The 11,719-nt window shown below is 59.6% G+C and carries 9 protein-coding genes; 5 read left to right on the top strand and 4 right to left on the bottom strand.

What is annotated here, in order from left to right; translation table 11 throughout:
- The first annotated feature begins 266 nt into the window (after window positions 1-266).
- From QA645_RS14500 to QA645_RS14485, 4 genes are all read left to right on the top strand, one after another.
- A complete protein-coding gene (locus QA645_RS14500; protein WP_283051036.1) occupies window positions 267-1,208 on the top strand; it encodes a glycosyltransferase in 942 nt (313 codons plus the stop codon).
- Between the two features lie 38 nt (window positions 1,209-1,246).
- Window positions 1,247-2,602, top strand: a complete 1,356-nt coding sequence (locus QA645_RS14495) for a hypothetical protein (protein WP_283051035.1) — start codon at window positions 1,247-1,249, stop codon at window positions 2,600-2,602.
- A 135-nt stretch (window positions 2,603-2,737) separates the two neighbouring features.
- The gene (locus tag QA645_RS14490) at window positions 2,738-4,063 is read left to right on the top strand and encodes a hypothetical protein (protein ID WP_283051034.1); all 1,326 of its coding nucleotides are present in this window, start codon (window positions 2,738-2,740) and stop codon (window positions 4,061-4,063) included.
- A 146-nt stretch (window positions 4,064-4,209) separates the two neighbouring features.
- Window positions 4,210-4,605: a hypothetical protein gene (locus QA645_RS14485; RefSeq protein WP_283051032.1), complete on the top strand. Its 396-nt coding sequence runs from the start codon at window positions 4,210-4,212 to the stop codon at window positions 4,603-4,605.
- 86 nt (window positions 4,606-4,691) lie between these two features.
- Here the strand turns inward: QA645_RS14485 and QA645_RS14480 are convergent, their stop codons facing one another.
- The 4 genes from QA645_RS14480 to QA645_RS14465 form a co-directional block, all read right to left on the bottom strand.
- Complete coding sequence (locus QA645_RS14480) at window positions 4,692-5,933, bottom strand: glycosyltransferase family 4 protein (RefSeq protein WP_283051030.1); 1,242 nt, start codon at window positions 5,931-5,933, stop codon at window positions 4,692-4,694.
- Window positions 5,934-5,994: 61 nt separating this feature from the next.
- The gene (gene wecB, locus QA645_RS14475) at window positions 5,995-7,134 is read right to left on the bottom strand and encodes a UDP-N-acetylglucosamine 2-epimerase (non-hydrolyzing) (protein WP_283051028.1); all 1,140 of its coding nucleotides are present in this window, start codon (window positions 7,132-7,134) and stop codon (window positions 5,995-5,997) included.
- A gap of 104 nt (window positions 7,135-7,238) precedes the next feature.
- Entirely contained in the window at window positions 7,239-8,273 is a 1,035-nt protein-coding gene (locus QA645_RS14470) for a polysaccharide biosynthesis protein (protein WP_283051027.1), read from the bottom strand.
- 246 nt (window positions 8,274-8,519) lie between these two features.
- Window positions 8,520-10,583, bottom strand: a complete 2,064-nt coding sequence (locus QA645_RS14465) for a hypothetical protein (protein WP_283051025.1) — start codon at window positions 10,581-10,583, stop codon at window positions 8,520-8,522.
- 294 nt (window positions 10,584-10,877) lie between these two features.
- Between QA645_RS14465 and QA645_RS14460 the strand changes: the two genes are divergently transcribed.
- The gene (locus tag QA645_RS14460; RefSeq protein WP_283051024.1) at window positions 10,878-11,636 is read left to right on the top strand and encodes a class I SAM-dependent methyltransferase; all 759 of its coding nucleotides are present in this window, start codon (window positions 10,878-10,880) and stop codon (window positions 11,634-11,636) included.
- Window positions 11,637-11,719 lie beyond the last annotated feature (83 nt).

The following is an 11,719-nucleotide window of genomic DNA, read 5'->3' as shown; positions in this document are numbered from 1 at the left end:
ATCGACATCTGGCAACGCCAGGTTCGGAATATCCCTTCGAAGGGAACGCAATCGCGAATCCGGGCAAATGTGTCAATCGCACAACGTAGATCATCACCGGCCAATGACCGCAACCACGACGGCAGCGCCCGCAAAACGGCTCACCCGAGGCTGAAACTCAGACGCCAGAATTCGATGATTTACTGGGAATTGCGCCAGATGGCCAGCCTGTAGTAATCACGAACCACCGGCAACTCTCGGGTGTGGCAGGGATAAATTGGAGACCTATGTTGACGGAACTGCCACTGATAAGCTTGGTGACGCCCACCTACAACCGCTCCAAATATCTGCCGGAGACGGTGAACTCGGTACTCAATCAAAGCTACCCCAACATAGAATTCATCATCGTCGACGATGGCTCAACCGACTCGACCGGTGAGTATCTCGCCACGCTTCCTCCGACGGTGAAAGTCTTGCGGCAATCGAACGCCGGACAAGTCGCAGCGTTGACGGCAGGCTGGGCCGCAGCAACCGGTACATATCTCGGTTACCTGAGCGACGACGACATCCTGCTACCGGACGCGGTCGCAACCCTGGTCAAGCATCTCGAAGCAGAACCTGAGGCGGTCGCAACCTTCCCAAACACCAATCTGATCGATCAGAACGGCAGGGTCGTCAGGGAGCGCGGGGGCCGGCCGTTTTCCCTGGCAGAGCTCGTGATCGAACAAGAATGCTACATCGGCCCGGGCGCCATCTTTCGTCGGAGCGTATATGAGGCGGTCGGCGGTTGGGACCCTCGCTGCAAGCTCGGACCGGATCGCGAATTCTGGATGCGCGTGGGATGTCTTGGCCGCATCGATTTCAATCCGGAAGTGCTGGCGCTCTACAGGGTCCATTCCGGATCGCTTTCAATCAGCGGAATCGTGTCGGACAAGCTGGTCGATGAGTTCATCTATGTTGCGGACAAGTTCTTCGATGGCCCGTTTTGTCCGAGCTCGCTGCGGGCGAGCAAGAACCTCGCGGTCGCCAACGCCAACCTCGTTGCCGCCCGCGGACATCTGCGCAATGGTCATCTGACCCGTTTTGCCCGGTCAATCATGACCGCCCACAGATACGACCCCGCAAGCCTCAATCCGAAAGCGATGTCGAGACTGGTCCGAGCAGTGATCCCCCCTGGGCTGAAGCAACCGATCGCGCGCCTGGTTGGACGCTTTCGACGCGGCACTTAATCCCGTCATGATTCTCATCGTCACAGGGCTCTGCGCACATGGCTTTTAAGACACCCGAGCGTCCCAGCGCCCTTCGGCTCACCGGCGCGCCAGCGGCCATGACGATCTATCTCGCATTGACCGTGCTGGCCTTTCGTTTCGGCCCGTGGCCCTGGCCAGTGCAACAGCCGGGATACCTTTACCTCTATCTCACAGCGGCCATCGCCCTGTTCTTCGTTGGGGCAATCGGCGGCGCCTTCGCTTCCATGCCGTGGCGGTCGCCTATCGCAAGTCATCGAGAAACTGCAACGATCAAAGTTGCGATTCTGCTCATGGTTCTCAGTGTGCTGATCTTGTCGGAGGCGCGAACCGACTCGCTCCTGCCGCCGGTCTCGCTTCAACTGTCGCTCGCGAACTACAACTACGATATCTTCGTTGCGAGGAATTTCACACGAGGATGGTGGACCTACTTCGAATACGCGTTCGCCCTGCTCAGCCCGTTCTTCTTCCTTGCGCTGACTGGAGCAATCCAGCATTGGCGTCAGCTGGGATGGCCCTACCGGATTGCGTATATCTTCGCCTGCGTCACTTATCTCCTGATCTACACGCACATTGGCGTCAATCGCGGTCTCTTCCAATTGTCGGTGCTGCTACCGCTGACCTTTGGGCTATGTTACGTCTTTTCGGGACTGACCTCACGCCGCACGATCTGGATCCTGATCTCCTCCGCAGTCGTTGGCATCGCGCTGTTCCTGTGGATCTTCGTTTTCTTCATTTCATTCCGCGATCCAGCCTCCAACGTAGGCCACTTCACCCCTTTGAATCTCGACGCGCAGAGATCCGGAGCGATCTATGCAATGCTGCCGCCGGCGCTGTACCCGGGCTACGAGACGGTCACGCGATATCTCGGCGTCGGCTACTACGGACTTTCCCTCGCGCTGGCGGAAACCGACTATGGACTTGGGTGGGGCCTCACCAATTCCCTGCTCGTCTTGAGGAAGGCCAAGGTTCTCCTCGGCGACAGCTGGTACTTCCATACGCTTCTTCCGGTCATCGAAAAGAAGTACGATTGGAGCCTCTGGTCAACCTGGCACTCCGCGTTCGCGTGGTTCATCTCGGATTTCGGCGTGTCCGGTTCGTTGATCGTCGTCCTGATGATTGGTGTCCTTTATGGCCTGGTGTGGCGCAATCTTTTGATGACGGGATCCATCGTTGCGTTAGCCTTGTTCTATCTGCTGAACACGATGGTGTTCTATTTTCCAGCCAACAATCAACTGCTGCAGTCGGCCGACACGTTTTTCGGCTTCCTGGTTCTGTTCCTGATTTTCGTTGCTGGTTTTTTCCAACTGGATCTCATCAGAACGTCACCCTCAGCGACCACCGTTTTTGATCAGCCTTCCAAGGATCAGTTTTAGCCAGCCTTCGTGCGACATCAGGGTAAGATGTCGACAGCATGGGCAACGGATCATAGAGATGCAGCCGTGACCTTCTTACGCAAACGCCCGACGGACGGACCTTCGGGCGGCGGAAATGCGGGCCGATCCGGCGGCATGGCCATGGCCGGCAAAGTGTTCCAACTCGCGACCGGCGTCGGAATTGGCCTGCTGCTCCCGCTCAGCCTGAGCTTGCACGACGTCGGCCTGTTCTTTTTCGTCCAGGCCATCGTCAACGTCAGCGTTGTCCTCGCTCAATTGGGACTGCCCGTGACGATCCCCGGAATCGTCTCACACGCTATGGCGGTTGGAGACACGGGACGGGCCCGGATTGTCGCCATCGAAACGATCAAGATGTCCGTCATCTCCGGCCTGGCTGTCGGATGCCTGGTCGGAATTTGTGCGTTCGCTTTCGGCCCGGCTGCCAACGCATTGAGCCCACAGATCTGGAGTCTCGTTCCGCTCATCATTCCCTTGATTGCGGCCGGCGCTCTGCTTGGCGTTCTGGCAGAACTCCATCGCGCGCTCTACGGCATGGTGGCCGCTTCGTTCCTGCCCGCCTTTCAGGGGCTGGTCGTCAGCGTCTATCTCGTATTTGCGCTCGCTTTCAAAATCCCCATGTCCATCTCGCACCTTCTGACCGCCAGCGTGCTCGCGGCCATCGCCGGGATCGCGCTCGGACTGGTGCAATTGGGGCGAATGATGCGTCCGTGGCAACGGGTACCGGTCACGCCGGCGCCCCGGTCGGACATCCTCGCAGAGAGCTGGCCAAATCTCGTGACGACCATGAGTTTCGTTGCTGCGTCCCAGCTCGACATTTGGGTCGTGGGACTAGGCGGCCACCCTGCAGACGTCGCCTGCTACGGATTGGCTCTGAGAATAGGAGGCCTGTTCGCGGTCCCGCTCACGATCGTATCGCTCACGATCCTGCCCCATATCGTCACCAACTGGGCGCAGCATCGTCGCTTGTACTTGCAGTGGCTGCTGACCCTCTCGGCGACCGGAGCGACCCTTGCAGCACTCGTTGGATTTGTCCTGTTCGCTGGCGTCGGGCGAAGTCTGATATTGGCGATCTGGGGAGAGGCGTATGCGCCGGCCTTCGGTGCCGCGCTCATCCTGGGTCTCGGCCAAGTCATGTTTTCGGCCGGCGGCGTTGCCGGTTACGCGCTCATTCTGCTGGGCAGGCAGAAAGCCGCAATGGTCATCACGTTGATCATCGCGAGCGTCACGGTGCCCCTGGCCGCCTGGGCCATGTTCACGTTCGGCATTTTGGGCGTCGCAACCGTATATGCCGCAAGTTCGACCGTGCAAGCGCTCGCGAATGTCCTTCTCGTCCGCAACTTTTTCGGACTCGCCGCGAATGCAAGGCTGATTAATCCCTTGCGCGTCGGTCGCCTGTTGTCTCACACGCCGAAAAGCTTGCGAAAGTCGTTGCCGGAATGACGACAGGCTTTAGAGTGTCGACGAAGGCTGCGGCAATCCTGTCGTCCGCCTTGAGGCTCGCAGGGCAAGTGGCCGGCCAATTGCCCGGCCGAACTGTTTCTGGTAGTCGTGCGTCCATGCAATCGTGGACGCTCTCGAGGACGATAGTGCTGGGGCTGGGGCTGCTGGCACTGTATTTTCCGGTCGCCATCTACCTGACATATTCGTACTCCCCGCCGCCGGAACCGCCGGTTATTCGGACCTTCCTGCTCCCGCCATTCACAAAAGTTGACGGCGATGGGCATGCGTATCAGGCATCATCGGAATACATTGCATCCCTTGATGCGCTCGCGGACTCCCGCGGCGACGGAGCCAGCTCTCCGATCCTGATCTACGAGAACGGCAGGCCGCTCGGGCCCGCGCACAGCTCGCACGACGATATCGAAAAGATCGGCAACGGACGATTTTCGCATTGGCGAGGAATGGGAATTATTTTCTCGGCCAGCGATGTCACCGACCCGAACACAAACGGCAGGCGGTACACCGTGGTTGTGCCGAGGTGAGACCGCAGGGGTCGCCGGGGCGGCGAGCATCGTTGTTCGGAGCCTCGACGCCCTCATCGTAGCTGAGCGTCGATATCCGAAGCCCCTCAACGCGCCTCTCGCTTCCCGTCACCCGAATAGCGCAATTCGGACAACCAGCCCACGAGCTTGTCGATCTGTTTCTTGCGATCAAATTCGGCAGTTGCAAGATCGCGACCGCGCGCGCCCATCGCGCGCCTCTCATCCGGCGTCAATCCCGCAAGCTGCACGACCGCATCGGCGAGTCCTTTCGCGTCGCTGGCAGCGCAGACGAGACCGGCTCCGGCCTGCTGGACCAGTGCCGCTCCCTCGCCATTCATCATCGCGAGAACTGGAACACCTGCGGCGAGGTAGGTCTGCAGCTTGGCGGGGATCGTCGAGGACAACACGGAGTCCGGCTTCAACGAGACGAGCAGTGCATCGGCGTGGCTGAAGAATGACGGCATTCGCTCGACTGCGAACCGTCCAAGCATCAAAACCGCATCACCAAGTCCGCGACGACTGATTTCGGAAGCGACCCAATCCGACATGCGGCCGTCGCCAACGAGGACCCAGCGGAATTCCGGGCGGCCGCGCAAATGCTCGGCGGCGTCGAGAATTGCGGGAAAGTCCTGCGCGTCGCCGATGTTGCCGGCGAACATCACCGTGAATTTGCCATGCGCCGGCGGAACCTCGGGCGCCGCAGCCTGATCGCGCGCCTCATAGATCAGTTCAGCCCAGTTGGGAAAGTAGACGATGCGTTCCGGATGATCGCAATTGCCGGCGATCCGCGGAACAAAGCTGCGCGACTGCGCCAGGATCAGATCGCAGCGATTGTATATGAACCGGACCAAACGACCAATCAGCGCCAGCAAGCGGGGCGATGTCACTGCGCCGACGGCAGGGAGCGTTTCAGGCCACAGGTCCTGCACCCAGAAGGCCATCGGCACCCGGCGCAGCCGACGTAACAGGATCGCCGGAATGCCGACCGTGACCGGAGACGGCTCGAACACAAAGATGCAATCGAATGGCGTCGATCGGAGCTTGATCGGGCCGAGAACGGTCGCGGTCACGACAAAGCTTAGATAGTTCAGCAATAGCCCGGGTCCCGCGGATCGTGCCAGCAGAGGAACGCGCAAGATCCGCGCCCCCTTGTGCCGCTCGTACCGTTCGGGTGCAGCGTAGAAATCGGTAAATCCGCTGCGATTGGGGTAGCTCGGCGTCCCGGTCAGGATCGTGACCTCGTGACCTCGCGCCACGAGATCTTCCACGAGATCGTTGATCTTGAAATTTTCCGGCCAAAAGTACTGGCTGACGACAAGCAACTTCAAGGAGCACCAATCCAGGCTATCTTACGGTGCGGACGACCGGCGGCGTCCGGCGCGATGTCTTCTAACGATTCGTTCTCCAGACAACCCTTTGGACGTAATCGGTGTAGCTGTGAATGATGCGAACGACCTTGTCGGACACGTTAGGCGTCGCATAGTCGGATACGATCTGCAGGGCGCGATCGGCGCCGCGCTCTCGCGCATCGAGGATCGCAATTCCTTGCATGACGCGATCCACGTCGAGGCCGACCATCATCGCGGTACCCTCCTCCATGCCTTCGGGTCGCTCGTGTGCCTCTCGAATGTTCAGCGCCGGGAGATCGAGAATTGACGCTTCCTCGGTGATGGTGCCGCTGTCTGAAAGTACGGCGCGGGCTCCGATCTGCAGATTGACATAGTCGCTGAATCCAAGCGGCTTCATCAGCTGAACTTCCGGCCGGAACGACATGCCCCTCGCGTCGATCCGCTTCTGGGTGCGCGGATGGGTCGAGACGATAACCGGCAGGTTGAACTGCCCGGCAACCGCATTGAGCATCTCCCGGAGCTTGGCGAAGTTCGTCTCGGAATCGACGTTCTCCTCCCGGTGCGCGCTGACGACGAAATAGCGGCCGGTCTCCAGCCCGAGCCGCGCCCGTACGCCGGAAGCATCGATCTGCTGACGGTAGTGCTCCAGCACCTCGAACATCGGGCTCCCGGTCTTGATGACGCGGTCGGGCGCCAATCCCTCGCGGAGCAGATAGTCGCGGGCGATGGTCGAATAAGTAAGGTTGATATCGGCGGTGTGATCGACGATCCGTCGATTGATCTCTTCCGGCACGCGGTCGTCGAAGCTGCGGTTGCCCGCTTCCATGTGAAAGATCGGAATCCTGCGACGCTTGGCTGCGATCACTGCAAGGCTGCTGTTCGTGTCGCCGAGGATGAGCAGCGCTTCCGGGCCCCGCTCCGCCAGCACCCGGTCCGTTGCGATGATGACGTTGCCGATCGTCTCGGCCGGCGTCGCACCCGCGGCTCCGAGAAAAACGTCCGGCTTCCGGATGCCGAGATCATCGAAGAAGATCTGATTCAGCTCGTAGTCGTAGTTCTGCCCAGTATGGACCAGCGTGTGATCGCAAAATTGATCGAGCTTGGCGATGACGCGCGACAGCCGAATGATCTCGGGTCTGGTGCCGATTACGGTAAGTACTTTCAGCTTGCGGGCAGTCATGAACCCGACATCCTACATCTCATCCGTCTCAACCTGGTGACCATCCACCGGTTACGAGCAGCATGGGCGCGCGTGCCCAGCCGCGTCGGATTTACGCCGCTTCGTCATCCTTCGTTGACGGGTGTGCGGCCCGCAACGACCGTGCGGATGTAATCAAGGCTATTGAGCAACTTGATCATGCCGGCAACATCAAGGCGCTCGGTATTGTGCGAATTGTAGTCCTCGCTGCGCGAGATCTGCGTTTCGCCCTCTTCGAAAAATTTCGTGTAGTTCAGATCGCGCAAATCAGGCGGAACACGGTAGTAGAGATTGAGATCCTGCGCACTGGCGCGCTCCTCCCGGCTGAGCAGCGTTTCGTACAGCTTCTCCCCGTGACGGGTCCCGATGATCTGGATTGGGTGATCGGGACGATCAAGAACCTTCACCATCGCCTTGGCAAGAACTTCGATCGTCGCGGCCGGAGCCTTCTGGACAAAGATGTCGCCGTTGTCGCCGTGTTCGAACGCATAGAGCACGAGATCCACCGCGTCGCCGAGCGACATCATGAAGCGCGTCATGTTCGGATCGGTAATGGTGATGGGCTTGCCGGCGAGGATCTGATCAACGAACAACGGAATGACCGAGCCGCGCGAGGCCATCACGTTGCCGTAGCGCGTGCCGCAAATCACCGTCGATCGCGCATCGAGGTTGCGCGACTTGGCGACCATGACCTTTTCCATCAGCGCCTTGGATATTCCCATCGCGTTGATCGGGTACACGGCCTTGTCGGTCGAGAGGCAGACGATACGCCTGACATTGGACGCAATCGCCGCTTCGAGCACATTTTCCGTTCCCACGACGTTGGTCTTGACCGCCTCCATGGGATGGAACTCGCAGGACGGAACCTGCTTCAGCGCGGCGGCATGGAACACGAAATCAGCGCCGCGCATCGGGCCAAGAAGACTCGAGTAGTCGCGGACATCGCCAAGATAGAACTTGAGCTTGTCGGAATTGTAGAATTTGCGCTGATCGTCCTGTTTCTTCTCATCACGGCTGAAAATGCGAATTTCGCGAATTGCCGACGAGAGAAAGCGACGCAACACTGCGTTACCAAAAGACCCGGTGCCACCCGTGATGAGCAAGCATTTGTCTTCGAACATCGACGTCCCTAAGCGATCTATCAAAGTTGGCGGTGCTGCGAGCAGCTCGCAGTTCAACGCGCCCCAGCCTTCCGGAAACTGCTACAGAACCCCCCGCTCTTCCGCAACCGCCGATTGCCTTCATATCAGGCAGATACGGGGATTAAACACAAATTCGGCCGAGAAACGCCTGGTTTGAACGAATCCGAGCCGAATGCGACCAAATCGGCACATGAGCCTTGGCATCACTGGCGCCCCGCCGACCTCTCATTTGGTCTCGAGTGTGGAGAATCCCCCAAAGGCACGATGCAAGGGCCGGTTCTGCCATCCCGGGGCAAGTGCGGCGTCCATCATCATCGGAAGCTTCGTTGGCCCGATCACTCTCTCAGCCCTGACGAGACACGCCGAATATTCAGCGGGAAGTTGGATATCGGACAGATATTGGGTCGGCCGATAGAACGCCGGCACCAGCACCGTGCTGAACGAGACCCGGTCCTGCGGAAGGTCCACCGGGATGCTCTGATCGAGAGGTTGCCATATGCCTTCGCGCCTCGCGTACTGAAGTGAAATCGTCATCCTGCCCGGCCGGCAGTTCTCACCGCCGAAAGTCAGCAGGATACGGTCTCCGGCAGCCCGCACATCCCATTGCAGGCCTTGTTCGGCAAGTTTGGGGGTCATGCTGTCCGGGGCACTTTCGACAAGCGCGCGATGTCTGTCGGGCAACGGCAGGCCGAAGACCGCCGTTTCGCTGGTGGACGATTTTGAGACGAGGGCAATTGGCTCTCTCGGCTCCGCCAGCAACGCTTCGATTTGATGCCGCAGGACCCGATCCTGATACATCGTCATACCAGCGTAGACCAAGATCAGTCCGACGAACGCGATCGCGGCAACGGTCAAGAAGCGAGGCAGAACACCGCGAAGCCGCGACCACTCGAAGGGAACGCTGAAGAACGAGAGAACCGCCAGGACCCAGACGAACTCGAGCTGAAAGACATGCCGAACCGAAAACTGCACCACCGGATATGTCAAAAGCGCGCCGAACATCAGGAACAGAGCGAATGCCTCGCGCGGCCTGACGGCCGCCTCTCGCCAGAAGAACGCGACAAATCCTGTCGCACATATGATCGCAACCAACGGGTTCGCCAGTCGATCGTAGAGCCGGTTCAGCAAACGCGCGATCCGCGGGGCTGCACGCACGGGAACACCTGGATCCAGATTGATACGCCCGGGCGCGACGAGGCGCGGAAACAGAACCACCCAGGCGGCGGACTTCAGCGCTTGCGTTGTCACATCGCCGGCAAAGTATGGAAGCCAACCGAGCACGTAAGAACCGGATCGTGTCGCAGCCTGGGAAACCGTGTGGCCAAGCTTGCCCTCGCCCGCATCCCAGTTCGGATCAGCGGGACGCAGGTCCGCAGCGACGGACGACAGCACGATCTCGTCCGAATAACGCGCTCCCAGCGAATATGGCACAGGCCCCAGATCCATATAACTCTGGAATGGATCGGACAGGCCTTGCATCAGCAACGTGCCGGACGCGCCGGCCGTTCCGACTCCCAACAGCGGCGCCGCAGAAAACAAGGACGTCGCGATGAAAACGGCGATTGTTGCGACGCCGACTTTCCATCTCTTCGGTCCCGAACAGACCACCAATGAGACGATCCCGATAGGTAACAGGATGAAAATATCGGAGCGAAAGCCGACTCCCAGGCCGATCGTCACGCCGGAAAGAGCCGCCCACAACAAAGCCATGCGCGGCAACTCGGCGCGCATGGTCAGGATCAGAAACGCGATGGCCCAGATGAAGAACGGCGCCTTGGAGAAGTCCCGAAAATATGGAACCATCGACAGCATGACCGGCGACAGAGCCAGAAGACCTGCCCCCGCCACAGCGGGCCATCTCGCGAAGAAAAGACGAACCAGGACGAAGCAACCACACGCATAGGCACCGACCAGCGCCGAAACCAGCGGCCATAGGTTCGCGTAGCGAATTGACGTCATGCGCCACAAGGCGGAGACAGCCCAACCCAGATAAAGTTGCGCACGAAAGAACATGCCGGCCGGCTCTTCAGGCGCAATCCCGATCGTCGCGCAGTCGAACACGGAGCTGCGTCCGAACAGGAAATCGACCATCGCCGGGGGAGTGACTGGGGAACGCACGAAGCCGTGACCGCAAGCCGAATAGACCATCTCCGGCATGAACGCCTGATAGAAGTACAGCATGCTCGATTGGTGAAGCACGGTGGCGCCCAGTACCGCACCCAACAGGGCGAATCCCACCCCGATAAACCAGTCGGGGCGGCCAGGCATCGTCACGTCTTCTCTCGACATTATAGGGAGTCTCACAATCGGGTCGATCCGGTCCGACCTCCGGAACGGTCCGGCGGCAACACGAGCGAAAATTCGTGACCCGAGGTCGTTTATACGTCCATGGGGGCACCGACAAGTGAGCGAGGCCAGGTCTCCGCCGCAGGCCCGACGGCCCCTTCAGGCAGCATCCGCACGGACATTGGCGAAATCCCCGCCGCGCGGTCCCCGGAAACCAGCATTGCCTCCCCTTCTACAGCGACTGGCTTTCAAGTACTGTCGGCGCTTCTATTCCCGACATCCCGGCTGGAGTTGTAAATGACGTTTAGGGTCACGGCGCGCGAGTTCTTGCGTGGAACACTTCATCGTCTTGGCCTGACGAAAGTCATCGACTGGCTGCGCCAGTCGCGGGGAAACCGATTCACCATCGACAAGCGCGCCTCCGTGCGGGATCGCTTCGCTTCGATCTATCAGAACGATCTTTGGAAGATGAATGAGGGCCACCCCTCTTCGGGAGAAGGGTCAAGCGAGCACTCGGCAAAGAACGTGATCGAGAGCCTCCCGAAAGTCGTATCCGAGCTCGGCATATCCTCGCTGCTGGACATCGGCTGCGGCGACTTTACCTGGATGCAGAAGATCGGGCTGTCGTGCTCATACACCGGCGTCGACATCGTTCCATCCGTGATTGCGCACAATCAGAAGGAGTTTTCCACGCCGCAGCGGAGTTTCATTTGCCTGGACGCCATCACCGAAGACATTCCGGCTGCGGATGCGGTGTTTTGCAGGGAGGTGCTTTTCCACCTGAGCTTTGCGGATAGCATGAGCCTGATCAGGAACGTCTACAAATCAGGCAGCAGATTCTTCCTTGCGACGACAGAACGCGCAACCGGGTACAACTCCGACATCGATAGCGGAGACTGGCGCATTCTGAATCTGCAGATTTCTCCGTACAATTTCGGACCGCCGATCATGGAGATCGCGGATGATTCCGTCAGCGTCGGCAGGATCATCGGGGTCTGGCGGCGGGAAGATTTTCCTGTTTGGGCGAAAACCCGTCCGGAACGAGCTGCGTCCTGACCCGTGCAATGCGAGCAACAGCATGCCCGGTGCGATGGTGTCCCCGAAGATACAGGGCATGGCGGCCTGCAGGCGATGCCTGT

It is taken from the genome of Bradyrhizobium sp. CIAT3101, from assembly GCF_029714945.1.
Taxonomy (GTDB): Bacteria; Pseudomonadota; Alphaproteobacteria; order Rhizobiales; family Xanthobacteraceae; genus Bradyrhizobium.
Note: the sequence above shows the minus strand (reverse complement) of the source record. Positions and strands in the feature narration are given on the sequence as shown.

Coding starts and splice junctions, on each gene's coding strand:
- QA645_RS14500 (WP_283051036.1), top strand. CDS start 267: ATGTTGACGGAACTGCCACTGATAAGCTTGGTGACGCCCACCTACAAC.
- QA645_RS14495 (WP_283051035.1), top strand. CDS start 1,247: ATGGCTTTTAAGACACCCGAGCGTCCCAGCGCCCTTCGGCTCACCGGC.
- QA645_RS14490 (WP_283051034.1), top strand. CDS start 2,738: ATGGCCATGGCCGGCAAAGTGTTCCAACTCGCGACCGGCGTCGGAATT.
- wecB (WP_283051028.1), bottom strand. CDS start 7,134: ATGACTGCCCGCAAGCTGAAAGTACTTACCGTAATCGGCACCAGACCC.
- QA645_RS14470 (WP_283051027.1), bottom strand. CDS start 8,273: ATGTTCGAAGACAAATGCTTGCTCATCACGGGTGGCACCGGGTCTTTT.
- QA645_RS14465 (WP_283051025.1), bottom strand. CDS start 10,583: ATGTCGAGAGAAGACGTGACGATGCCTGGCCGCCCCGACTGGTTTATC.
- QA645_RS14460 (WP_283051024.1), top strand. CDS start 10,878: ATGACGTTTAGGGTCACGGCGCGCGAGTTCTTGCGTGGAACACTTCAT.